Raw genomic sequence first — 25,479 nt, 5'->3', positions numbered from 1 at the left:
TGGGTTTCCAGGTCTCTTTTTTGTGGAAAAGTGGAAAATGGAGGTTTATTTTTCTAAAATAGGGAGAAAGACGAAAAAGGAGCCGGTGGAATCATGGATGAACGAAAAATTCCGTTGCTAGTAGCAAAACGATTTTTTAACGAACGGTATTATGACCAATCCGCCCAAACCGCTTATTATTTCATGTTGTCGTTTATTCCGTTTTTAATGTTTATGTTTTCGCTCATTCGCTTTTTCCCTATCAACCAAAACGACTTTTTGGAGATCATTGAGCCCTATGCTCCGAAAAATACTTATGCATTTATTCGCCAAACGGTCGATCAAATCATGAACCAACAACCATCCCATGTTTTTTCATATAGTTTGATCGCCTCTTTTTGGATTGCCTCCGTGGCCGTTCAGTCGTTAGTCCGTTCATTAAATGATGCCTACCATATACGGAGGCGTAAATCATTTTTAGGAGGCCTTGTCAACGACCTTGTTTTAACATTCGGCCTAATGGTGGTGTTGACTTCTTCCTTGTTCTTGCCCATTTTGGAAAATATCGTTCTGAGGATGTTCGATCAAACGATTTCTTTTCCATTTAATTGGTATCCATGGTGGTATATTTTAAGATGGGGAATAGGAACGGTATTTCTTTTCGGTTTTTTTCTCTTTTTTTATCATGCTGTTCCGAGCAAGCGCGTTTTATGGAAAGAGGCTTTGCCAGGTGCGATTTTTGCAACTATTGGTTGGCAAGGAGCCTCTATTGGTTTCGCTTTCTACGTCAGTTTAGGGGGATATACCAAAATTTACGGTCAATTAGGAAGTATTATCGTTCTTCTTATTTGGTTTTATTTAACGGCGGCCGTCATCTTGATCGGCGGATTATTGAATGCAATCATTTTAGAGCATCCTGTTTCAGAAAAATAAAGATAAAAGGTTCGAACGCTCTGAAAAAAAGTGATAGTAGCTGTTGCCGGGATTCAAGCTTCATTTTTGTGTTTCTTATGAGACCCTAACGAATGTTTATTGATACTGTTTTCGTTTGACCGTGAGCCAAGGACGCTCGTCTTCCCAATGGACGCGAACGGGAATGGAAAAAGCTTCTGACAACACGTCGTCGGTCAGTACATCCTCTTTTGCTCCCGCAGCGATGACACGACCGTTTTCCAGAACAAGGACGTGGCTGATCGTTGGGATGATTTCCTCGATATGGTGGGTTACGTAAATAAGGTGGAGCTTCTTTTCTATGATAGTTTCTTGAACGGCGTTCAGCAATTCTTCGCGAGCACGGATATCCAATCCGCTGCATGGTTCGTCTAAAATGAGGATTTCAGGATTAGCCATAAACGCTCTGGCAATAAGGACACGCATTTTTTCTCCTTGGGAAAGAGATTGGTAAGCGCTCCCTTTTAAATAGCCGATTCGGAATTGTTCCATGAAAGCATCAGCTTGATCCAAGTCTTCATGGCTGACTTGTTCGTACAATCCGATGGAAGCAAATTTTCCGCTCAAAACGATTTCTTCTACTGATTCATTTTTCAAAACATCATCAAAGCGACTAAGCGAATGGCTGACGATTCCGATTTTTTTTCGCAGTTCGGGGATATTCGTTTCGCCAAAACGTTCCCCCAAAACGACAACTTCTCCTTTCGTAGGATACTGGTAGCCGCAAACAATATTCAATAAAGACGTTTTTCCAGAGCCGTTTAACCCGAGCACCGCCCATTGTTCTCCGGATGAGATCTCCCAGTTGATCGAGTCCAAAATGGTTCGGTTTCCTCTTTGCCAACTTACATTTTTAAGCGAGACGAGTTTTTTCATCGTTTTTCCCCTTTTCCAACCTTCATTCAAAAAAATTGTAGCAAAAAAGATTTGTAATTAAAAGAAAATTCCGTTAAATAAAAGGGGTTCCTCCAACGGTAAAGCATATTCAAATACTTTAAGAAACAGGGCCAACTAACTGTTTCACATGATTTGTCATTTACTTTCTAAAGTAAATATATGGGAGAACAATAACAAAAGGTTCAGAAAAACTTTTCAGTGACCGAAAGATGAAGAGATATTGAAGAATACTACGGAGATTCTTCCTTGTTATTTGGCAAATGAATTTCGGAAATTTGCCAATCTTCCATCCGCAAGAAGCAGATTTCTAAAATACCGTCTTGAAATTCAGCTTTAGCTCCTTTGCGTTTGACAAGCGCTGGTAAAACAATTTCTTGTCGTTCCCCCATTTCCGGGACATTATAAATGATCGCTTTTTGGGAAGTATGATGAATTTTCAAATGTTGCAGCCATTCTTCCTTGAGTCGCAGCCGAAGGAATACATAGTCAAACGTTTCAAAAACCTCGATAGGGATTGGAGGAGAGGGAGGAGATGTTTCTTTTTCTGGAGAAGGAGGATCTTGCTTTTCGAATTGTGAAGAGAATGGATGGGTTTGCTGCCAATTAGGAGGGATGGTTTTCTTCATCATTTCTTGTATAAACTGTTCTACGTCGGCTGGGTTGAGTTGTTTCATCCAGTCATTAGGGAGGTTTTCATTCGAAAAAAACCAGTTCCACGGAAACATGCCAATCCCCCTCGAATTCCATATTCGTTCTTCATATCTTATGTCTTGAGCCTAGGAAACGTTCAGATGGTGTTGATTGAGGAGCGGGTAAAAAAGGAAAAAACGGAATAAAGCAGAAAAAAAGATAGCCAATTTTATTTGTTCTATAAAAATTAATAATTTTGTCAAAAAGGATTGATTTTTAAAGAAAGAGTAGTAAGATGGTACATGAAAAAAATTAAACTTATTTCAGAAAAAAGGGAATAGAAGGTGAAAAAATTATTTCAGAATAATCAGGATGTTGTTACGAATTTCACAAATTGATCAATATGAAAATGAGAAGATCATTGGTCAAATCAATGAAGACAATTAGACGAAAAAGAAAGGATATTCTTTCAATTTTTACTTTAGCGTGGTAAAATGGACTTGTAAGCGTTTTTAATTATTTTTGGAATAATTTATGAATGTGGGATGACGAGAAAATCAATAACAGGACGTTACGGTTGGAGGTTTTGCATGATGAACACACAAACATCAAACCAAAGGGGACCGTGGAACCGCTTTTCTGGGCCTAACCTCGGTTATATCATGGAGATGTATGAAAAATATTTAGAAGATCCAGAAAGTATTGACTCGGATCTTAAAGAATTATTCAACCAGTGGGGAGCTCCGGTTGTCGAAGAGGGATGGGAACAATCTGCACCTAGAACGGGAACGTTTCGTCCGGCTCCGCAAGGACAAGTGGATTATCACAAAATTGTTGCTGCTGTGAAGCTGGCCGATAATATCCGCTTTTACGGTCACCTCGCGGCGGATATCAATCCTTTAAATGATCGAAATAAAGATTCACGTCGAATTGAATTAGAAGAATTTCAACTGACGGAAGAGGATTTAAAAAATATTCCGGTTGAATTTATTTGTCCAAACGCACCTTCTCATGTCCAAAACGGACTCGATGCCATCAATCATTTAAAGAAAGTTTATACGGATAAACTTGCTTTTGAATTTGCCCAAGTTCATGAAATGGAAGAAAGAAATTGGCTTCGTCAAAAAGTGGAATCAGGAAGCTTTTATCCATCTTTAAATAAAGAAGAAAAGATACAATTATTAAAGCGCTTAACGGAAGTGGAAGGCTTTGAAAAGTTTTTGCACCGTACGTTTGTTGGTCAAAAACGGTTTTCTATTGAAGGCTTGGATGTGATGGTTCCACTGATTGACGAGTTAATTCGAAAAGCAGTATCAAAAGGGGCAGAAAGCATCAATATTGGCATGGCCCACCGCGGACGTCTGAATGTGCTGGCTCACATTCTCGGTAAACCTTACGAAATGATTTTTGCTGAATTTCAGCATTCTCCTAGCAAAAAATTAATACCTTCTGAAGGATCCATCGGAATTACATACGGTTGGACTGGTGACGTAAAATACCATCTTGGCGCCGATCGCCGTGTAAAAGAAAGCAACCAAGGACAAACACGGATCACGTTAGCCAACAATCCAAGCCACTTAGAAGTGGTAGATCCGGTTGTAGCAGGCTATACAAGAGCTGCGCAAGAAGATCGAACTCAACCTGGCTACCCAAAACAGGATGTAAAAAAATCTTTGACGATTATGATTCATGGAGACGCCGCTTTTCCGGGAGAAGGCATCGTGGCTGAAACATTGAACTTAAGCCGATTGCCTGGTTATCAAACAGGTGGTTCGATTCATGTAATCGCCAACAATATGATCGGATTTACAACAGAAAGCTACGATTCTCGATCCACACGATATGCTTCTGATATTGCGAAAGGCTTTGAAATGCCAATTGTACACGTGAACGCAGACGATCCTGAAGCTTGTCTAGCGGCGGCCATTTTAGCTTTTGAATATCGAAATACGTTCCATAAAGATTTTGTAATCGATTTAGTTGGATACCGGCGTTTTGGACATAATGAAATGGATGAACCGATGGCGACAAACCCAACCTTATATAAAATCATACAAAACCATCCAACAGTCCGAGCCATATATGCCGATCAGTTAGTTAATGAAGGGTTGATTCAAAAAGATCTGGCTTCAAAATTTGAAAAAGAAGTTGTGGATAAACTGAAAGCAGCGTATGAAAAAGTGCCGAAGAAGGATGAAAACCCGGATATTGTGATGAATCCGCCTATACAGGTGGAAAACCTTCTGCCTAATCCACAAGAAGAAATTGACGAAAATATATTGAGAGAAATTAACCAACAATTATTAGAATGGCCGAAAGATTTTCACGTATTCAACAAATTAGAGAAAATTTTAAAACGCCGTGAGGGAGTTTTTGAAGGCAAAGGGAAAATCGACTGGGCCCATGCAGAAACATTGGCGTTCGCAACCATTCTACGAGATGGAACACCTATCCGTCTTACAGGCCAAGATTCTGAGCGCGGTACGTTTGCTCAGCGGCATCTCGTTCTTCATGATATGGAAACAGGTGAAAAATATATCCCGTTGCACCATATTAAAGGTGCGAAAGCTTCATTTGTCGTTCACAACAGTCCTTTGACAGAAGCAGCTGTTGTAGGATTTGAATACGGATATAACGTGTTTGCGCCTGAAACGCTCGTTTTATGGGAAGCTCAATTTGGAGATTTTGCCAATATGGCCCAAGTGATGTTTGATCAATTTATTTCTTCCGGAAGAGCGAAATGGGGGCAAAAATCGGGACTTGTGATGCTTTTGCCGCACGGATATGAGGGCCAAGGCCCTGAGCATTCCAGCGGACGTGTTGAACGTTTCTTGCAGCTGGCTGCCGAAAACAACTGGACGGTTGCAAACTTGACGAGTACAGCTCAATATTTCCATATTTTACGACGTCAGGCAGCCGTTTTGAGAAAAGAAGAAGTAAGACCGTTAGTGATCATGACGCCAAAAAGCTTACTTCGCCATCCTTTGGCTGCATCTACCGTAGAAGAGCTTGCCCATGGCCATTTTAGTCCAATATTGGAGCAAAGCGGCTTAGGTGAAAAACCAAATAAAGTAGAACGTATTGTTCTATGCAGCGGAAAAATTGCGATTGATTTGGCTGAGCAATTGGATAAAGAAGAAAATCTTGATTGGCTTCATATTTTGAGAGTGGAAGAATTATACCCATTCCCTAGAGAAGAAATTAAAGAAGTGTTATCACGTTATCAAAATGTCAAAGAACTTGTATGGGTTCAAGAAGAACCGCAAAACATGGGTGGATGGTCTTATGTGGATCCTCGTTTAAGAGACATAGCTCCAGAAGGAGTGGAAGTTCGCTATATTGGACGGAGAAGACGTTCAAGCCCGTCTGTTGGAGATCCTGTCGTCCATCGAAAAGAACAAGATCATATTATTAAACAAGCGTTAACAAGACCATAAAACACTTTCATGCCGGTCTTTCCCCTATGGCCTATTTACGGGGGAAGATTGCGGATGCCTCCTAGGAATAAAACTTTGACTGGATGGTTTTGTCATAGATCCAGGAGGCATATCGTTTCCATTCTCCTTTTTTAGGATGATGGTGGTTCTTTTGAATAAAAAAGCTTTGGAAGGAAATTAGGAGGAGGACATCACAGTGGCTGAAATTAAAGTTCCCGAATTGGCAGAATCGATTACTGAAGGTACTATCGCACAATGGCTTAAAAAGCCTGGAGATACGGTTGAAAAGGGAGAATATATAGTTGAACTAGAAACAGATAAAGTAAATGTAGAAGTGATCAGCGAAGAATCAGGAGTTATTACAGAATTAAAAGCGAATGAAGGAGATACGGTAGAAGTTGGTCAAGTGATAGCTGTGGTGGAAGAAGGTGCTGCTGCTCCTGCTCCAGCCCCACAAGAACCAAAAGCAGAAGAACCAAAAGAAGCTCCAAAAGCAGAGGCACCAAAACAAGAAGTAAAACAAGAATCTGTAGCGATCAAAGACGATGGTCCAAAAGAACGGCCGATTGCTTCACCAGCCGCTAGGAAATTGGCCCGCGAAAAAGGAATCGACTTGTCTCAAGTCCCTGCTATCGATCCGTTAGGCCGCGTTCGCAAACAAGACGTAGAATATTTTGCCAACCAACCAAAAGCCGAAGCGAAACCTGCGCCTGCGGTTTCGCAAGCAGCGCCTCAACAAAACACAGCAGCAGTTCAGGATGAAAAACCGGTCGTTCGAGAGCGTATGAGCCGCCGTCGACAAACCATTGCGAAACGCCTTGTTGAAGTGACCAATACCGCTGCCATGCTGACAACCTTCAATGAAGTCGACATGACGGCCGTAATGGACCTCCGCAAACGGTATAAAGAAAAATTCATTCAAGAATATGATGTACGTCTAGGATTTATGTCTTTCTTTACAAAAGCCGTAGTGGCGGCATTGAAAAAATATCCTTATGTCAATGCAGAAATTCAAGGCGACGAAATTTTACTCAAAAAATATTATGATATCGGCGTAGCCGTTTCAACAGATGACGGCTTGATCGTTCCGGTTGTCCGCGACTGCGATCGTAAAAACTTCGCAGAAATCGAAAGAGACATTGCAGACTTAGCAGAAAAAGCACGCAATAAAAAATTATCGCTTAACGATCTGCAAGGCGGAACCTTTACGATTACAAACGGCGGAGTATTTGGTTCACTCATGTCCACTCCTATCATTAATGGTAATCAAGTGGGGATTTTAGGAATGCACACGATTCAACTTCGACCAGTTGCCATTGATAAAGATCGGATTGAAAACCGTCCGATGATGTATATTGCCCTTTCATACGACCATCGAATTATTGATGGAAGAGACGCTGTCGGATTCTTGAAAACTGTAAAAGAACTTTTGGAAAATCCAGAATCCCTGCTTTTAGAAGGCTGATCTCTTTTAAAAAATCGATTAAAGCAGAATTTTTATGCGCAGTTTATGAAAGGAAATTCGTTTACTCGATGTTTGTGCAACCAGACATAAGATGCCGCCATGAGAGCGGCATCTTTTTAAATTCGTTCGTATTTGTCTTGCTTTTTGATTTATGTTGTTGCCATTGTGACAATTTGGGGTCACTCCGTAACGTTTTGTTTTCTGGTTCGAAGGCTTGTGCGGCACAAGAACACCATCTTTTTTTGTGAAAAATGGTGAAGGAACAACTTGAGATGTGACAAATAAAAAAGATGGCCCGTGAAAGACCATCTTCTCATTCCGTTTATTCCATATTGCTGCACTAGTATCGTGCAGGATTTAATCCCCTCCGTTTGACTTCCTTCTTTAATAACTCAATCCATTCACGTTCCTGACCTTTTTTTAATGCGTCGCGATAGGCTGCCACCAATTGCTCATTGCTCATGATTTTCAATGACAAAACCCCTCTCGGAAAGGATTTATAATATAGAATCATCTATATTGTCTGATATTTTAACAAATTATGATTTCGTTTGCAAAGGAAAATTCGGGAAAATTTTGAAAAATAAAAGGTGGAGGCTAGTTGTATAATCAAATGCAACAAGCATAAAAAATGAAAAACCATAGATAAACCACGTATGATTAAGTCGACTAAAACAATATCGATACGGAGGATTTATCTATGGCAATTACTAATTCTACCATAGGAGCTCGGCATTTCAAACACTTAACGGCTTATGACCGTGGGAAAATTGCGGCCTTACACGCTGCTGGTAAGACTCAACAGGAGATTGCAGATTATGTTGGTTGTCACAAAAGCACCATCTCCCGTGAGTTAAGAAGAGGTACAGTGCCACAAAGAAAAAGCAACGGGAAAATTGTTCATGTCTATTTTCCAGACACAGGTCAACTTCTCTATGAGAGAAACAGGAAAGCCTGTGGCCGCAAGCTAAAACTAGACGATGCCATCGAGTTTATTAAGTATGCCGAAACTCAGATCCTTGATAAGAAATGGTCTCCTGATGCGGTATGTGGGAGAGCCAAACGTGATGGGAAATTCAAAGACAAAATGGTTTGCACCAAGACCCTTTATAACTATATTGATCTAGGACTTATAGGCGTTAAAAACATTGACCTACCTATGAAAATTACCCTGAACACCAAGAAAAAACGTAACCGGAAGAATAAGAAGATCTTAGGACGCAGTATCGATGAGCGACCAATTGAAGTCAATGAACGCCAAGAGTTTGGTCACTGGGAAATTGATACGGTTATAGGCAAGAAGACTAAAGATCAGGCCTTATTGACTCTTACTGAGCGCAAAACCCGTAAAGAAATAATTTTGAGAGTGACAGCCAAGGATAGTCTATCCGTTTCAGAAGTCATATCTCAGTTGAAAGTGTCTTATGGTAATCGGTTCTCTAAAGTGTTTAAAACCATTACGGCTGATAACGGTTCTGAATTTGCTGACCTCGGCCTTAGTGTTGAAAAAGATCTAACAGAGGTTTATTTTACACACCCTTACACATCCTGTGAACGAGGAACCAACGAGCGTCATAATGGCCTTATTAGGCGCTTCATACCAAAGGGGAGACCCATTTCCTCTGTGGCAGACGAAACCATTACCTATGTTGAAAATTGGTGTAACCATCTTCCAAGGAAGATCCTCAATTATCGTACACCTGAGGAGTGTTTCCAAATAGAGTTAGCTGGCTTAGCTTCTTAACCTTAAGCCAGCTAACCCAAAGGGTTGGTTTTTAGCAACTTGACAAAGAGCCTCTGCGGGCATGGCTACCAGCCATGAAGCCAGGTATACGGTACTGGCTGGGCCAACCAGGCTACCATGCCCGCCACTCCACGTCAAGTTGCGCAGAGTGTCCCGATTCTACTTAATCATGGGTTATCTGGTCTTTCAATACTTGTTGCATTTAATATTGCAATTTAAGGGTGGAAAAAAATCGAAAAAACAAAGAAGTACTAGCGATTTCTATGCCGCTAAGGCGTCTTTTTCAGTCGAACTCCTTGTCTAACAGAAAAAGGAGTCATATGGTAAAATGAGAATATCATGGAACGAGCGGAAAGGAGTGATGAAAATGCATATTTATACAAGCGAAGAGATTCGACGAGTAGACTCATTGGCAGAATCCAACGGCATGTCGCCGTTTACATTAATGGAAAATGCTGGAAGAGAAATATTTCGATTATTGCTTCCACACATTCATAAACAAGATCGAGTTCTGATTTTATCAGGGCGAGGCAACAACGGAGGAGACGGCATCGTCCTTGCACGCTATTTAAAGCTAAATGGAATTAAGGCCGACTTGGTCTTTCCTGTGGGGATGCCTAAAACGGCGCCGGCTATTCAGCATTTTGAATATTTCCGTTCGCTCGGATTTGATCAAAGCCCATTTCAACCTGAATTAAAATATGATATGATCATTGACGGAATCTTAGGCGTCGGGGCCAGGCTTCCGATGAAAGAAGATGTAGGGAAAATTTTAAAATGGATAAATGGACAATCTGGGAAAAAAGTGGCGATCGATATTCCAACCGGAGTCTTGGCGAATGAAGGGAAATGTGATCAAAATGCTTATCGGGCGGACATGACCATCGTTTTGCACGGATATAAGCCATCGTGCTTTTTGTTCCCGTCTTCTGACTACTACGGAAAACTATACATAGCGGATATTGGGCTGCCTCATGAAAGCAAGTGGAAAGTGTGGACAAAAGCGGATGTACTGAAAAGTTGGCCTAAACCGAAGACGAATTCTCATAAAGGGACTTATGGCAACGGTTTATTAATAGCAGGCAGCGATTCGATGCCCGGCAGTGTTGCACTGGCTTCCATCGGAGCGATGAGATTCGGAATCGGAAAACTTTCGGTTGCCACATCGAAACATGCTTCGCTCTTTGTGGGGGCTCAAGTTCCAGAAGCGACTTTTATTTATGAGCCTTTACAAGATATAAAAAAGATGGAAATAGAAAAGAAATTTTCTTGCCTGGCTGTGGGTCCCGGATTAGAACCGGATGATCCATTGGAACAATTGATCACGGAGTTGCTGCCAATGGATATACCTAAAATATTGGATGCCGGTGCCTTGCGTGGTCGCGATTACAGTAAATCCCAAAACCACGTGATTGTGACGCCCCACCCAGGTGAATTTTCACGAATGACCGGTCTGGAAACGAAGATTATTCAGGAGAACCGTCTTCAAGTGGCTTCTCAATATTCAATGAAACACCGGGTAATAGTCGTGCTGAAGGGGCAGTACACGGTTATTGCGTTTCCTGACGGATCAGGATTGATTAATCTTACAGGAAATCGAGCTCTTTCCAAAGGGGGGAGCGGAGATATTTTGACCGGTATGTTGTTAGCCAGCGTAGGAATTCATTCGAACATTCAAGCTGCTGTGGCAAATGCTGTATACCTTCATGGGGCTTGTGCTGATCTTTGGGTTCAATCGAACGGCAGCGCTGCGATGACCGCCCATGATTTTCAGCGGCTGCTCCCTGTTGTTTGCAAGGAAATGGAAAAAGAATTGGAGGAATGAAAACATGATTCATCTGACATGGAGAGAAAGACCAACTTTAAAAAAAGTGAAGTGCACCAATACCAATGCTAAAAAGTATATGGTCAACAATGTGTTGACAGTGGGAAAGATTTATGAAGTGAAAAATGAAACAGAAGAATTTTATTTCGTGGTGGATAATACAAACAAAGTGGCAGGATTTTACAAACATTATTTTGAAGAAGTAGAGGCATAAGGGATTGTCCCCAAATCCATTTTTAAACACGGAAACCCGTCGAGATAAAATCATTTTCTCGTCGGGTTTTCTCTATTTCGGGATTTTTTTGAAGCAAATAGTAGTCCTTTTCCGCCAGTTTCAAATCTGCTGATCGAACAGCCACATTATCAGAAGATATTCACGGAAAGCTTTGACGATTCTCCGTCGCGAATCAATGTTTGTTTTAATCAATAAAAATAGCTACTCAAAAAAATCGCCTCCATTTTTATTGTTAGCAGGACATAATGGAAAAGGCGATATTTTTTCATTTGGCTAAGTTACGTTTTATTGATGATTGCGAAATGGACGAGACTCCTGCGGGAACAGCGAGCAAATCGAGACCCACAGCGAGAAGGCTCATGGATCGCCCGCGGAAAGCGAATGAATTTCGCATCATCAAATAGACTTGTGCAAGCCGTCAATGCCTGCAAGCAGCCCGAATCATGAAGAATCGTTGCAAAACGCCCTTGAACAGGCAGCACGAGCTTGTGATCAAGTAAAAGAAAGCCTCGCAAACCAACAAAATGAAAATACTGCTATGTAACCCGGTGAATAACGGGTTTTTCGCTGCTATAAAATTTATAAAATCCTTAAATTGCAATATTAAATGCAACAAGTATTGAAAGACCAGATAACCCATGATTAAGTAGAATCGGGACACTCTGCGCAACTTGACGTGGAGTGGCGGGCATGGTAGCCTGGTTGGCCCAGCCAGTACCGTATACCTGGCTTCATGGCTGGTAGCCATGCCCGCAGAGGCTCTTTGTCAAGTTGCTAAAAACCAACCCTTTGGGTTAGCTGGCTTAAGGTTAAGAAGCTAAGCCAGCTAACTCTATTTGGAAACACTCCTCAGGTGTACGATAATTGAGGATCTTCCTTGGAAGATGGTTACACCAATTTTCAACATAGGTAATGGTTTCGTCTGCCACAGAGGAAATGGGTCTCCCCTTTGGTATGAAGCGCCTAATAAGGCCATTATGACGCTCGTTGGTTCCTCGTTCACAGGATGTGTAAGGGTGTGTAAAATAAACCTCTGTTAGATCTTTTTCAACACTAAGGCCGAGGTCAGCAAATTCAGAACCGTTATCAGCCGTAATGGTTTTAAACACTTTAGAGAACCGATTACCATAAGACACTTTCAACTGAGATATGACTTCTGAAACGGATAGACTATCCTTGGCTGTCACTCTCAAAATTATTTCTTTACGGGTTTTGCGCTCAGTAAGAGTCAATAAGGCCTGATCTTTAGTCTTCTTGCCTATAACCGTATCAATTTCCCAGTGACCAAACTCTTGGCGTTCATTGACTTCAATTGGTCGCTCATCGATACTGCGTCCTAAGATCTTCTTATTCTTCCGGTTACGTTTTTTCTTGGTGTTCAGGGTAATTTTCATAGGTAGGTCAATGTTTTTAACGCCTATAAGTCCTAGATCAATATAGTTATAAAGGGTCTTGGTGCAAACCATTTTGTCTTTGAATTTCCCATCACGTTTGGCTCTCCCACATACCGCATCAGGAGACCATTTCTTATCAAGGATCTGAGTTTCGGCATACTTAATAAACTCGATGGCATCGTCTAGTTTTAGCTTGCGGCCACAGGCTTTCCTGTTTCTCTCATAGAGAAGTTGACCTGTGTCTGGAAAATAGACATGAACAATTTTCCCGTTGCTTTTTCTTTGTGGCACTGTACCTCTTCTTAACTCACGGGAGATGGTGCTTTTGTGACAACCAACATAATCTGCAATCTCCTGTTGAGTCTTACCAGCAGCGTGTAAGGCCGCAATTTTCCCACGGTCATAAGCCGTTAAGTGTTTGAAATGCCGAGCTCCTATGGTAGAATTAGTAATTGCCATAGATAAATCCTCCGTATCGATATTGTTTTAGTCGACTTAATCATACGTGGTTTATCTATGGTTTTTCATTTTTTATGCTTGTTGCATTTGATTATACAACTAGCCAATTTATAAAATCATAAAAAGTATTTAGAAAGATAATAATTAGCAGCAATGATTAAATGAGTCCATAAATGAGTTTCCCTTGTAAAAAATAAGGTGAAGAAGAGGATCGAAAAGAAAGTCTCATAACGAAAAAAATAAAATATGAGAAAAAAGAATAGTTTCTTTAATAATAGAAATGAATAATTATAAATTTTTAATAGTCACGAGTGCATTTTTTTGTTAGTATAACTTTGACGCAATTTATTATATAGAATAGAAAATGGACTAATTTACATTTAGAAATAACGGAGGGAGCAGGGGGATGCTTTTTAACGAAAGAATGGCATTGAAAATTCGTTTGGAACAATTAAATAATGTGGAAGTGAAGATTTTTCAGGAGATCCGAAAAGAACGGGAAGAAATTACAAACAGATTAAGAGAATTGGATGCGATGGAAAAAAATCTTCAAGGTGATTGGCCGGTAGAAGCATACTCCCCAAATGAAGCAGCCAACGCTGTTGATTCTGAAAAAAGAATCTTAGGGAGAAGAGAAGAAGTAAGCGAAATGAGAAAAGTGGCAGTCTCCATTTTGAAAGCGCAAAATGAACCGATTCGAGGAGTTGACTTGCAAAGACAGATTGAGGCCGTCACTTCTAGGAAAATCGCGAATATGACTACTTTTATGAAAGCGCTTATGAAAGAAGAACCGCATGTTCAAAAACTGGGAAGAGGATTGTACATTTACGATTATGAAGACTGATTGTTTATACATATGATTCAATTGATCGGTAAAACGGACGATGATGCCAACAGCTTAGGCTGATTACGGATGTAATCAGCTCAGAGTGTAGACAAAAGGCATCCGAATGTGCGCTTTCGGATGCCTTTTGTCACTTTTATGCTTTCAAATGTTTGGAATAGACCCCTCCAGGGGTCTATTTTATGTTATTGCTGGACTTTTCCATGTCCAGCAAGCCATCTTTTTCAAATTCATTGCAGCAAAAGTTAGCATCGCCTGCATGGACAATTTTTTTAGACCTCTTAAGGTTGTCCAACGCATACCATGCTTTTCCTTTGCATCAGCAAAAACACGTTCAATGGTTTCTTTCCGTCTTGCATAAATGCTCTTATTCTCTTGTGTATGCCGAAGATGATCAGCTTCCTCTAAATAAAATTCCCATACATGTCGCTGAATCAGTTTTTTATGCTCCTTACTTTGGGTGCACTTCGAAAGGAATGGACAATCTTTACACTGGACTGGATCAGAAAAATATTGACGATAGCCTTCCTTCGTCGTAGTTGCATATTTTAACACTTGTCCTTGCGGACAAAGATAACAATCGTAGTATTCATCGTAAACATACTCATGTTTTTTGAAATAACCATCCTTTGTACGAGGGCGAGTATAAGGTAAAGCAGGGGTCATATCATTTTCAAATATGTATTGGGCAACGGCGGGAGTTTTATATCCAGCGTCAGCAGCAACTACAACCGGTTTTCCATGTTTTTCTATGACTTTTTCAAGAAGTGGCTCCAATACGGAACTGTCATGAATATTCCCTGGCGTTACAATAGCCCCCAAAACAAAGCCATTTCGATCCGCAGCAGCATGGAATGAGTAAGCAAACTGTTTTGTTCGCTCGTCTTTTACGTAGTAACCACTTTCCGGATCAGTGGTACTTTCTTTTATTTCTTTACTCAACTTTCGCAGTGAAAAATTTATGAATAATCCTTGATTTGATAGGTTTCTTTGGGTATCTCATATTCACTTGACACTGAAAAAATTCGTCTAAAAAACAAAAAGACACCTCTTTCTTTTGGTAAACTATTGGTGACCAAACCAAAAACCAAAGAAAGAAAGGTGTCACCATTATGATAACGAAAAAAGAGTATTTTGCGCAATTACCAAAAGAAATAAAAGACGGATTTTCTGAATTACAAATTGGTAATCATTTAAGAAAAGCAGGAATTATCAAGGCTTGTGGTTATTCTTGTTTATCGATTTTTCAACTATTATTTCTTCTTGTTTTTCAATACAGAAACTGGTACCACGCCTTACAAAGCAAAAAGGCTGCCGATTTACCAGGAAAAGATACCATTTATCGTTTTTTGAACTCGTCTACGTATAACTGGAGAACCTTTTTACTATCTCTGAGCTCCGAAGTGATTCGTCGTGTGAAACAAACGATTTCGAAGCGCCGTGTTACCGTGTTTATTGTAGACGATTCGATTTATTCTCGTAACCGTAGTAAATCGGTTGAGCTTCTAGCTAAAGTATTCGATCATTCCACTCGTCAGTTTGTCAATGGTTTTCAACTATTAACGCTCGGATGGTCCGATGGCTTTACATTTGTACCTATCGATTTCGCTCTTTTGAGTTCAGCGAACCAAAAGAATCGCTTGAACGAAATCCATTCGTCCATTGATAAACGAACCACAGGCTACAAACGACGGCTCGAGGCATTGGAAGCAAAACCAAACATGGTGTTGAAATTAGTAGAACATGCATTGGATAAAGGAATTTTCGCTGATTATGTGCTCATGGATACATGGTTTACTCATGCCCCGTTGGTGGAGAAGATTCACTCCAAAGGCCTTTTTGTCATTGGTATGGTCAAACAGCTGAAACAACGGTATCTTTTCAACGGAGAACGTTTAACCTTGGAACAACTGTATCGAAAAGCGAAACGAGACATTGGCAAAAAAGAAACACTCGGCTCGATTCACGCAACCCTTCATACGGGTTTACCAGTGAAAATCGTGTTTGTGCGGAATCGAAACAACCAAAGTGAATGGCTAGCCATTTTGAGTACAGATACCACGCTGTCTAATGAAGAAATCGTTCGAATCTATGGGATGCGTTGGGACATTGAAACCTTTTTTAAATTCAGTAAATCGTTTTTACATTTAGCCAAAGAGTTTCAAGGTCGTTCCTATGACATGATGATTAGCCATACTACCATTGTCTTCACTCGGTATATCTTGATTGCTTGGCAACTTCGGAAAGAAGAGGATCCGAAGACCATGGGCAACTTATTCTTGTTTCTATGTGACGAAGTAAAGGAGATGGACTTTAAAACGGCTTTACTACAATTGATTTCTCTTTTCCAAACTTTGGCTGAAGCTAAGGTTTATTTGAGTATGGACATTTTTCAGTGTCAACTGTCCAATTGGATTACTTCTTTACCTCGTTATATCAAGGACTGTCTCCATATTTCTGTGTGCGAAAGTTGAGTTCTTTATATTCTTCTTTCCCAAATTTATCTGGAGGAAATGGCTTTTTTCCATGTGCTTCTCGATCAGCATTTATCTCATCTTGTAGACGTGCTTGATAGGCTTTCGTTTCTTTTCGAACCACTTTCTTCTCAAATTTATGCTTATTCGCACTCGCTTTGACATGAGTAGAATCAATAAAGACATGCTCACTGCTTATCAGCTTCTTATCTGCAGCTTCTTTCAAAATGCGATAGAATATCTGTTCAAATAAGTCTGTATCCTTAAAGCGTCGCTCGTAGTTTTTCCCAAACGTTGAAAAGTGAGGTACCTTATCATAAAAACCAAATCCAAGAAACCAACGGTAAGCCAGATTCGTTTCGATTTCCTCTATAGTTTTTCGCATGGAACGAATACCGAAGGTATATTGGATGAAAGCCATTTTAATCAATACAACTGGATCAATACTTGGTCGACCTCTTTCCGATGAATACATGTCTTGAACAAGCGAATAGATAAATGAAAAATCAATAGCAGCGTCGATTTTACGAACCAAATGATCTGCAGGTACAAGTTGGTCTAAAGCTATCATTTCTATTTGATCACGATTCATCTGTGTATTTTTTGTTAGCACTTCATCCACCTCAATTCATTACGGTATCTTAATTATACAAAAAAAGACTGTCGGCAAATCCGATTTTTTCGGATTTGTCGACAGTCTGGGCTGATTACGGATGTAATCAGCTTTTTTGTTGTGGTCAAATATAATGGTCTTATGATTTTAAAGAATCTCCTGTATCATCTTTTAAATAGAATGCACGTTTGCCGACCGATCTCTTACCGTTTTAAAGCGGGCCTTACAAATAGTCTTGTTTCTTTTGGCAAGGTATAATAAAGTGTAAATTGGTTTATTCACGTCTTTTTCTTTTCAGCGTCTAGATTGAATGGAAAATATTTCAATTTAGAATGTATCAACGCTTTTTTGATAGGTGATGAAAGCAAGATATCCATCACTTAAATCTGTTATTGGTCATTTAATGAATGAAACTGTGCAAAATGCTTCATAGAAAGGATCGAGATAAATGAGTTCTATAGAATATTTGCCGCAGCCGGTTCAAGAAGAAATTCACAAACGGTCACAGCGGTTTAAAAATAAGGAACAGCAGACAAAAATACGATACAATGCCGAAGATCCGGCTATTTTTGTTGACGCAGCCATCGCATTGGCAATGGGGAAAAATATATTATTGAAAGGACCGACTGGTTCAGGGAAGACAAGACTGGCAGAGACGTTGGCGTCATTATTTTCGCAGCCGATGCACAGCATCAATTGTTCGGTGGATCTCGATGCAGAAGCAATGCTTGGATTTAAGACGATTCAGGAAAAAAACGGAAAACAAGTCATTGAATTTATTCCAGGCCCCGTTATCCAAGCGATGACAAAAGGGCATTTATTATATATAGATGAAATTAATATGGCCAAACCGGAAACACTTCCGATATTAAACGGAGTTCTTGACTACAGACGAACCATTACAAACCCTTTTACCGGCGAAGTCGTCAAAGCGGATCATGATTTTGGCGTCATCGCTGCCATTAATGAAGGATATATCGGAACGACGCCATTAAATGAAGCTCTCAAAAACCGATTTGTCATGATTGAAGTACCTTATATTAGCGGAGAAACGTTAAAAAAGGTGTTGCTTGATCAAAGCCTCCTGAAAGAGGAACGAAAGATTGATCAATTTGTGGCCCTTTCTTCCGATTTAATCGAGCAAGCCAAAAACGGAATTATTTCAGAAGAGGCGGCTTCCATTCGAGCATTGATTGATGCCTGTGATTTAGCCGTTTTTCTGCCGCCGATTCGCGCCATTAAGCGAGCGATTATAGATAAATTGGAAGATGAGAGAGAAAAAGCAGCGGTTCAAAACATCGCTGAGACGATATTCGGGTAGGGATGGATATGGAGCGGTTTATCCAATTTAACGATGAAAAAATCGATTCATTTTTATATATGCAACTGACCGACTTGGCGAAGACGTTATCGAAAAATAAAGAAATGGAAGTGGAATTCGGTCCGTTTTCCTACCTTGATAGAGGCCAACAAAAAGTTTTTGTAAGCTATTTTTGGGATCATCGGCCGGCGTTTGATAAAGTCAATGGACTGAAGAGCGATGTGTATTTAAGAGCCATTGGCAGCTTGCATTATACGGACTATGAACAAGTCCGACAGTATGTAAGAGAGGTAAAAAAGACATCCATTTCTTCTTTTGCCAAACAACTGTTAGTGCTTGCTGAAGATTTGCGTCTTGAAGATATTTGCACGCGTCTTAGACCGGGTACAAAACGTTCTTTTGCCATCCGTCGAAAATTATATAAACAGCATTTTCGAACACAGATGAATGCCAATTTAGTCAAGAGTGTCCTGACAGATGCTTTGTTTTGCAAGATTTATCTTATGCTGAATGCAGAGTCGCCTTTGGAAGCTGCCGGGAGTCTTGGTGAAAAGCTGGATTCGGTATTTCCGTTTATTGAACAAACGTTATTGCCTATTTTGGATGCGAATTCTACAAGCGACGTTAGCCGCCGTTGTTTGCAAGTGGTAGAAGTTCTTGATGAACTGTTGGAAAAAGACATGCTGAATGAGTATTTTCACCTGCCGGAAACTGTTTTCCAATTAGAAGATGAGTTATCCTGGAAGGACGTAAAAAGAATGGATCCGTTGGAATGTCATAACCGGACTGAGAAAAAGAATGATGATGAAGACTTGATGGAGGAACAGTTTCAAACTTGGCATCGGGAAACAAAAGACAAAGGAAAATCGTTTCTTCAGTTTGATTTAGACCAAGGTTCAAAGAGCGATCTGCTGGGAGATGGTGTTCGCGAAGGAGATGTGGAGGACCAAGCTCTCGGCATCGTCCAAGGATCATCGCAAAAATCCTCTCGCCATGATTTTTTCTCGCTTGAGGCCGAACAAATGCGGGATACGAAAAAACAAACAGGTAAAGCCGAATATGGAAAGGAAAATCGTTTTGCCTATCCAGTGTTTAAAAGAGCAGCCATTCCGCGTCAGGAAGAGATTCTCCATTATCAACAACTGAAATCCTCCATCGCTCCTCTTAAGAAAAAGCTAAAAAAATTGATTACAGAAATATTGGAGCGTAAAAATAGTCATCCTCGGAACCATTTGCATTTTGGACGATTGGACAAAAATCTTCTTCGCTATTTTTTGGAGGAACAGCCAAGACTCTTTTATAAAAAGCACCAGCCCTCATGGGAGATTGATGCTGCTTTTGCCCTTCTGGTCGATTGTTCTGCTTCCATGGAAGATAAAATGAACGAGACAAAGGTGGGAATTACACTGTTTCATGAGGCGCTAAAATCCGTGAAAGTACCTCATGAGATCGCCGGTTTTTGGGAAGATGCGAATGAAGCCATTCCCGAGCGTCAGCCCAATTATTTGCAAACGGTGATCGATTATTCCTCCTCTTTAAATCCAGCAAGCGGACCCGAAATTTTGCAATTGAATGCTGAAGAAGACAACCGGGACGGTTTTGCCATTCGCATCATGACAGAACGAATCCTTCGTCGTTCTGAAAAACAAAAATTTCTGCTTGTTTTTTCGGATGGGGAGCCGGCTGCCTTGAATTACGCTCAAAATGGAATCATCGATACCCATGAAGCCGTTGTGGAAGCCCGAAAACAAGGGATCGAGGTGATCAACGTGTTTCTCTCCAAAGGCGGGATTGAGGAAGGGCAAAAAAAGACGATTGAAAACATTTATGGGAAATATACCGTTCTTGTCTCTAATGTGGAAGAATTGCCGGATGTCTTGTTTCCGTTGTTGCGAAAACTGCTTATTCAAAGCATTTAATTTCAACGTACACATGTGCGCCAGATCTTTCTAGTTATTTTTAGAGTTACGGTTGACATGAAAGTTTCTTCTTTAAATCGATTGAAATGCCTATTAAGATGGAGGCGAAATACTTGCTATTGGCAAAAAGAATTCCTTCTTGAATCATCAATCAATCGGTATAAAAAGCGGATTTGGCGCGCAGCTGATATCTTGTTCATGTCCAATTTTGGCTAGAGAAGAGGGAGATAATCAGATGGAACATATGAAACAAATATTGCGACAAATAGATGGAAAAGGCTATTCTTCCTACCAGCGATTACGCGGAGAGTACCGTTTTCCGGATTATACGCTCATCGTCGACCATGTCCAAAAAGACCCGTTTGCGACTCCGACGAAAATCCGGTTAATCGTTCCACTTCAAAAGTTGAATTTAAAAAAGGATCATTACAGTCCGAAGAGACGAAAGATCTATTGTGAAGATTTATTGGCGCGGAGAATAGCCCATTCATTAAAGAAAAGACGACAGACAGGAATGGGATCTGGAAAAAGCGGACAAATTCGTATTGACGTTCCGGGACAAGAAATTTTAGAAAGAACCGCTGTTCAGATTCATCAAACGCTTTCTATTTGCTTAACAGTGGGGCTGCCGGCGCGTGGCAGAACGATTTTAGGAAGAGAAGCGGAAACCATTTTCTTTCAAGATCTTCCGAAAATCGTGAAAGAAGCAGTCTATTCCGCTTCAAAAGCTGATTTTGACCAAGTGGTTCGATTATGTGACCAGCAATTTGCCATCCGCAAATGGATGAAAGAACATGATTATATTGCTTTTATTGCCAACGGATCGATTTTGCCGCGCGAGAGCGGGATAAGCGATTTGCCGGTGTCGAAAGAAAAGGCCATACCCTTTAAGAGTCCGAAAGAACTGGAAGTGAGCATTTCGCTTCCTCATCGTACGGAACCCATTGTGGGGATGGGAATTAAGAAAGGGGTGACATTGATCGTCGGCGGCGGTTTCCATGGCAAAAGCACGCTGCTTCAAGCAATTGAAAAAGGAATTTATAACCATATTGAAGGGGATGGCAGAGAGTTTGTCTTAACGGATGAAACCGCCGTGAAAATTCGGTCGGAAGATGGAAGAAGCGTGGCGTCGGTCAATATCGAACCTTTTATTCAAAATCTTCCTTTTGAAAAAGATACATTGCATTTTAGCACCGAAAATGCGAGTGGAAGTACGTCGCAAGCCGCCAATATTATGGAATCATTAGAAGCCGGTGCCAAAGTTCTTTTAATGGACGAGGATACTTCTGCGACTAATTTCATGATCCGTGATGCCAGAATGCAGGCCCTTATTTCGAAAGAACACGAACCGATCACGCCATTTGTAGATAAGGTACGTTCATTATTTACACAACATGGAGTGTCCACCATTCTCGTATTAGGTGGTTCAGGAGACTACTTGGATGTGGCCGATGTTGTCATAAAAATGGATCACTACTTGCCGTTTGATGTAACCAAGCAAGCAAAAGAAATTGCCAAACGTTTTTCTACTCAGCGTATTCGAGAAGGTGGAGAAACATTTGGAGAATTTCAAAGCCGCATCCCGTTGCCTCAATCGCTAAACTGCAGGAAAGGAAAAAAAGAGAAGGCAGCGGCAAAAGGAAAATACGAAATTCTGTACGGTCATGAATCCGTCTCTCTTCAAGCGGTGGAACAAATTGTCCATCCTAGCCAGACAGCTATGATCGCAGAAATTCTCCATTGGATAGAAAAAAAGGGATTTTTGAAAAAAAGAATGACTGTTTCTGAACTCCTGTTGATCGTGGAAAGAAAAATGAATGAGGAGGGGCTTGCTTCTTTTTCAAGCTTCCCGAAAAACCCCGGTGAACTAGCACGGCCGAGAGCATTGGAAATTGCTGCTGCTCTCAATCGGATGCGATCATTAAAAATTCATTGTTGAATCATAGAATATTTTTAAATAATATATTAGAAAAGGCATATTGGTAAAAAAATTGAACAATAGCCACTTGAATTATATGAATCGAAAAATTTAGCTTTTGAAAAAATTCAAAAAATTATATTGACAATAATTTTAATGATTGTTATGATGATAAACAATTAGTGAAAGTCGATGAAAAGAAGAGTAAGTATAATGCGAACCATGGTTTTGTCACAAAACGGTTCGATTTATCTGCCCCTTATTATTCCGATCTCCTCTGTTTAGAGAGGGTAAGCCTGGAATAGAAAGGGCAGATAAATATCTGTTCACCAGAGAGTCGGGATAGGTGGGAGCCGATGAACAGACTTATACTGAAGATCCTCTTGGAGACGCTATGCTGAAAGAGAACAGTAAGCATTGCCGGTTTCTTCCGTTACCAAGACTAGACGTATGATGCGTCTTCTAAAGTGCCGTATATATACGGAATTAGGGTGGTACCGCGATTCGACTCGTCCCTTCAACTGGACGAGTTTTTTTATGTGCGCCCGGCATGTACATGAACTATAGGGTGTAAGTCCCGAACCCCGAAGACAGAAGTAGAGGTTAGCCAAGAGCAAGGGTGTCCGTGGTGACGCGGAATCTGAAGGAAGCTGGAGGCAAAACACCGGTCCGAGGAACACGAACCTCATATAAGGCTAGGTATGATTGAGTGAGTTTGCATAACAAAACAAAGCTCTTTCTGTCGAAGGTCATATCGAGTAAATGAGGCGGATAGATGGTGTGAAAGTGCATGTACTTACCCGGGGAGGTCTGGCGGATATGTGAAGTACTCTTCATAACCTACTTAGTGATAAGTAGCTGAACCGTCAGAAGTCAGCAGAGGTCATAGTATTAGTTGGTCTAGAACAACTAAGAAGGACCGAACAATTAAGAGAGAATAGCCCTTGGTATTCAGTGAGTCATGATGAACACAGAAAACGTAGTACCTCACTTGAGGGAGGAAGCGGTGAATCCCGTGGGAGACCTCTTGGAGGGTGGAGTGACCACTGGCATAAAGAGAACAGCTATTCACGGAAGTTATAAAGACTTGCGTCAATTATCTTAATTGAACCGCCGTATACGGAACCGTACGTACGGTGGTGTGAGAGGACGGGAGTTAATCGCTCCCTCCTACTCGATTGAAAAAATATTCTAATAGAGTACTGGAATCAGGCAGCCAGCTCATCGAAAGGAGAAAATAAAATTTTGCTTTGGCGTCTGACTTGTCGGAGTAAATGTTTTTTTAATCCAGTACCACTAATTCATCATTCAGATTACAACATAGAGAAAGGGGAAACGTTATGAAAAGAAAAGAGTTATGGGTTGTAGGGCTTATGCTTTTCGCGCTGTTTTTTGGAGCGGGAAATTTAATTTTTCCTCCTTTATTAGGAATCCAATCAGGACGGTCTTTTTGGTCAGCCATTGCTGGATTTATCATCACGGGAGTAGGGCTGCCCATTATAGCAGTGGCGGCGGTTGCGTTGTCCAGAAACGGGGTCCTTTCGATTGCTGAAAAGGTCCATCCACGTTTTGCGCTGTTTTTTGCCGTGGTGATTTATTTAGTAATTGGACCGTTTTTTGCCATTCCGCGCGGTGCGAATGTTGCATTTGAAATGGGTGTCAAACCATTTTTATCGAACGAAGCAGGTTCCATTAGCTTATTTTTATTCAGCATCATCTTTTTTATCTTGATCCTTTGGTTAAGTTTAAATCCATCGAAAATGGTCGATCGAGTGGGCGAATTATTGACTCCGCTCCTGCTTGCCTCTATCGCTGTTTTATGTGTGACGGGTTTCTTAAAGTTGGATGGTTCCATTCAGCCGCCGTCTGCTGAGTACTCGCATGCCCCTTTAGCAAAAGGGTTTATGGAAGGGTATTTAACGATGGATGCCATTGCCGCTTTAGCATTTGGCATCGTGGTCGTCAATGCACTTAAGGAAAGAGGAATTAAAAATGGCAAGAAAATGGTGGCGATGACGGTCAAAGCCGGAGTAATCGCTGGTTCGGGATTGGCACTTGTTTATATTGGAACAGGTTATATCGGGGTTAAAATGGCCACACACGGTTCTTTCGAAAATGGGGGAGAAATCCTGTCCAAAGCAGCTAGCCTTCTTTTTGGAGCAGGAGGTAAAGTTCTTCTCGGCATCATTGTGGCGCTGGCTGTATTAACGACTTGTATTGGATTAGTGGTGGCATGTGCCCAGTTTTTTGCGGAACGATTGCCTGCTGTTTCATATAAAAAATTTGTCATTTTGATTACGATTATCAGTTTTTTGATTTCGAATATAGGCCTTAATCAAATCATTTCCATTTCCGTTCCGATTCTAAGCATGATTTACCCTTTGGCCATCGTATTAATCGTTTTGTCTTTCATAGATCATTATTCCAAAGGCATTTCTGAACGTGTTTATCAAGGGGCCATTCTTTTTACGGCAGTTTTCAGTTTATATGATGGTTTGAAAGCATTCGGATTCAATTGGGAATGGCTGAATCATTCCTTGTCTTGGGTTCCGTTGTTTTCCGTAGGATTAGGGTGGCTTTTGCCTTCGATTCTCGGAGGAATCATCGGATGGGTCTTATCTTCTTCTCGTACTGAGAAAAAATGGACACCTGCTAAAATGAAACAGTAACGTTCACACAAAACAGCATCATTTCGTTTTTGCTATATAAACGGACCATATAGAAAGAATGGCTGCCGACAAAGTCGACAGCCATTCTTCATTCATGACAGGCGTTGTTTCTGCATGGAACAGGTTTACGGGAAAGACGTATGATCGCCATTCGGGGGATCCCAAGAATCGTTAAATGCAGGAGGAAATGACCTATCTGTATGATCCTGTTGCAACAAACAGATTGTCATTTTTTGTGAGTTCAAGAGATTCTTTTTGAATTAGTATTGGATGGTAAATTTCTTTTCATTTTCTTTCGGTTCTTTTTCGACAACTTCGATTTGATCTACTCTTCCGTGGGGGCTGGCTCCTTTTTTGATGAAAGAAATCAACTCGGACAGAGGCATTTCATCCCCTTCGGCTTCTATTTCGACAGATCCATCCATTTCGTTTCGCACCCAGCCTTTCAGACCTAATTGTTGGGCTTTTTGTTGTGTGTAATAACGGAATCCTACACCTTGAACTTTTCCGTATACTTTAATAAAAAGTCGTTTCATCATAATCTGATCCTCCTCGTCATTGCGGGGTTTTTTTCTGTGAAAATAATTTCCTAGGTTTCCTCGTATATTACGGGCGGAAGCAGGCAAACCTAAACAAAGAACGAAAAAAGTCAATAAGAAAGCAGAGCTACCTGTGGGAGGTAACTTTGTATAAATCTTTTTGACT

Annotated in this window: 17 protein-coding genes, 2 pseudogenes and 1 other annotated feature; of the genes and pseudogenes, 12 read left to right on the top strand and 7 right to left on the bottom strand. The window is 40.7% G+C overall.

Annotated features, from left to right (window positions below; translation table 11 throughout):
* The first annotated feature begins 93 nt into the window (after positions 1–93).
* On the top strand, positions 94–912 hold the full coding sequence (locus BSM4216_RS08620; protein WP_048623439.1) for a YihY/virulence factor BrkB family protein: 819 nt from the start codon (positions 94–96) through the stop codon (positions 910–912).
* A 96-nt stretch (positions 913–1,008) separates the two neighbouring features.
* On the opposite strand, the gene BSM4216_RS08615 is transcribed toward BSM4216_RS08620, so the two are convergent.
* Together BSM4216_RS08615 and BSM4216_RS08610 are read right to left on the bottom strand one after the other, a co-directional pair.
* A complete protein-coding gene (locus BSM4216_RS08615; RefSeq protein ID WP_048623438.1) occupies positions 1,009–1,806 on the bottom strand; it encodes an ABC transporter ATP-binding protein in 798 nt (265 codons plus the stop codon).
* Between the two features lie 251 nt (positions 1,807–2,057).
* Positions 2,058–2,552, bottom strand: a complete 495-nt coding sequence (locus BSM4216_RS08610) for a hypothetical protein (RefSeq protein ID WP_048623437.1) — start codon at positions 2,550–2,552, stop codon at positions 2,058–2,060.
* Between the two features lie 498 nt (positions 2,553–3,050).
* On the opposite strand from BSM4216_RS08610, the gene sucA reads away from it, so the two are divergent.
* A complete protein-coding gene (gene sucA / locus BSM4216_RS08605; protein WP_048624459.1) occupies positions 3,051–5,894 on the top strand; it encodes a 2-oxoglutarate dehydrogenase E1 component in 2,844 nt (947 codons plus the stop codon).
* A 196-nt stretch (positions 5,895–6,090) separates the two neighbouring features.
* A complete protein-coding gene (gene odhB, locus BSM4216_RS08600; protein WP_048623436.1) occupies positions 6,091–7,359 on the top strand; it encodes a 2-oxoglutarate dehydrogenase complex dihydrolipoyllysine-residue succinyltransferase in 1,269 nt (422 codons plus the stop codon).
* A gap of 340 nt (positions 7,360–7,699) precedes the next feature.
* Here odhB and sda read toward each other — a convergent pair whose 3' ends face one another.
* Positions 7,700–7,822 carry a sporulation histidine kinase inhibitor Sda gene (gene sda / locus BSM4216_RS08590; protein WP_307190439.1) on the bottom strand — a complete coding sequence of 41 codons (123 nt, stop codon included), beginning with the start codon at positions 7,820–7,822 and terminating at the stop codon, positions 7,700–7,702.
* Positions 7,823–8,059: 237 nt separating this feature from the next.
* Here sda and BSM4216_RS08585 point away from each other — a divergent pair, with 237 nt between their 5' ends.
* The 3 genes from BSM4216_RS08585 (at position 8,060) to BSM4216_RS08575 (ending at position 11,142) form a co-directional block, all read left to right on the top strand.
* On the top strand, positions 8,060–9,103 hold the full coding sequence (locus tag BSM4216_RS08585; RefSeq protein WP_048622401.1) for an IS30 family transposase: 1,044 nt from the start codon (positions 8,060–8,062) through the stop codon (positions 9,101–9,103).
* A 367-nt stretch (positions 9,104–9,470) separates the two neighbouring features.
* A complete protein-coding gene (locus BSM4216_RS08580; RefSeq protein WP_048624458.1) occupies positions 9,471–10,928 on the top strand; it encodes a bifunctional ADP-dependent NAD(P)H-hydrate dehydratase/NAD(P)H-hydrate epimerase in 1,458 nt (485 codons plus the stop codon).
* A 4-nt stretch (positions 10,929–10,932) separates the two neighbouring features.
* Positions 10,933–11,142 (top strand): DUF6501 family protein, encoded by a 210-nt coding sequence (locus BSM4216_RS08575; RefSeq protein WP_004439805.1) that lies wholly within the window; start codon positions 10,933–10,935, stop codon positions 11,140–11,142.
* 830 nt (positions 11,143–11,972) lie between these two features.
* On the opposite strand, the gene BSM4216_RS08570 is transcribed toward BSM4216_RS08575, so the two are convergent.
* Positions 11,973–13,016 carry an IS30 family transposase gene (locus tag BSM4216_RS08570; RefSeq protein ID WP_048622401.1) on the bottom strand — a complete coding sequence of 348 codons (1,044 nt, stop codon included), beginning with the start codon at positions 13,014–13,016 and terminating at the stop codon, positions 11,973–11,975.
* A 406-nt stretch (positions 13,017–13,422) separates the two neighbouring features.
* On the opposite strand from BSM4216_RS08570, the gene BSM4216_RS08565 reads away from it, so the two are divergent.
* Positions 13,423–13,860, top strand: a complete 438-nt coding sequence (locus BSM4216_RS08565; protein WP_004439798.1) for a Rok-like winged helix domain-containing protein — start codon at positions 13,423–13,425, stop codon at positions 13,858–13,860.
* Between the two features lie 180 nt (positions 13,861–14,040).
* Here the strand turns inward: BSM4216_RS08565 and BSM4216_RS08560 are convergent.
* Positions 14,041–14,799, bottom strand: a pseudogene (locus BSM4216_RS08560) (IS1182 family transposase); the annotation flags it as partial.
* 173 nt (positions 14,800–14,972) lie between these two features.
* Between BSM4216_RS08560 and BSM4216_RS08555 the strand changes: the two are divergent.
* Positions 14,973–16,334, top strand: coding sequence for an IS4 family transposase (locus BSM4216_RS08555; RefSeq protein WP_003353499.1), 1,362 nt, complete (start codon positions 14,973–14,975; stop codon positions 16,332–16,334).
* On the opposite strand, the pseudogene BSM4216_RS08550 reads toward BSM4216_RS08555, so the two are convergent.
* Positions 16,321–16,947: pseudogene (locus tag BSM4216_RS08550) on the bottom strand (transposase); the annotation flags it as partial. The gene BSM4216_RS08555 and the pseudogene BSM4216_RS08550 sit on opposite strands and share 14 nt — an antisense overlap.
* Positions 16,948–17,395: 448 nt before the next feature.
* On the opposite strand from BSM4216_RS08550, the gene BSM4216_RS08545 reads away from it, so the two are divergent.
* The 4 genes from BSM4216_RS08545 to brnQ all read left to right on the top strand — a co-directional run bounded on the left by BSM4216_RS08545 (position 17,396) and on the right by brnQ (position 24,774).
* Positions 17,396–18,268: an AAA family ATPase gene (locus BSM4216_RS08545; RefSeq protein WP_048623434.1), complete on the top strand. Its 873-nt coding sequence runs from the start codon at positions 17,396–17,398 to the stop codon at positions 18,266–18,268.
* An 8-nt stretch (positions 18,269–18,276) separates the two neighbouring features.
* Positions 18,277–20,187 carry a vWA domain-containing protein gene (locus tag BSM4216_RS08540; protein ID WP_048623433.1) on the top strand — a complete coding sequence of 637 codons (1,911 nt, stop codon included), beginning with the start codon at positions 18,277–18,279 and terminating at the stop codon, positions 20,185–20,187.
* A 235-nt stretch (positions 20,188–20,422) separates the two neighbouring features.
* Positions 20,423–22,126 carry an ABC-ATPase domain-containing protein gene (locus tag BSM4216_RS08535; RefSeq protein ID WP_048623432.1) on the top strand — a complete coding sequence of 568 codons (1,704 nt, stop codon included), beginning with the start codon at positions 20,423–20,425 and terminating at the stop codon, positions 22,124–22,126.
* Between the two features lie 267 nt (positions 22,127–22,393).
* Positions 22,394–22,625, top strand: a binding site (T-box leader).
* Positions 22,626–23,445: 820 nt separating this feature from the next.
* Positions 23,446–24,774: a branched-chain amino acid transport system II carrier protein gene (brnQ, locus tag BSM4216_RS08530; RefSeq protein WP_048623431.1), complete on the top strand. Its 1,329-nt coding sequence runs from the start codon at positions 23,446–23,448 to the stop codon at positions 24,772–24,774.
* Between the two features lie 260 nt (positions 24,775–25,034).
* Here brnQ and BSM4216_RS08525 read toward each other — a convergent pair whose 3' ends face one another.
* Positions 25,035–25,313 (bottom strand): acylphosphatase, encoded by a 279-nt coding sequence (locus BSM4216_RS08525; RefSeq protein WP_003352441.1) that lies wholly within the window; start codon positions 25,311–25,313, stop codon positions 25,035–25,037.
* Positions 25,314–25,479 lie beyond the last annotated feature (166 nt).

The organism is Bacillus smithii (assembly GCF_001050115.1).
In the GTDB taxonomy this organism is placed as follows: domain Bacteria; phylum Bacillota; class Bacilli; order Bacillales; family DSM-4216; genus Bacillus_O; species Bacillus_O smithii.
This window is presented reverse-complemented; position numbering and strand designations above follow the sequence as displayed.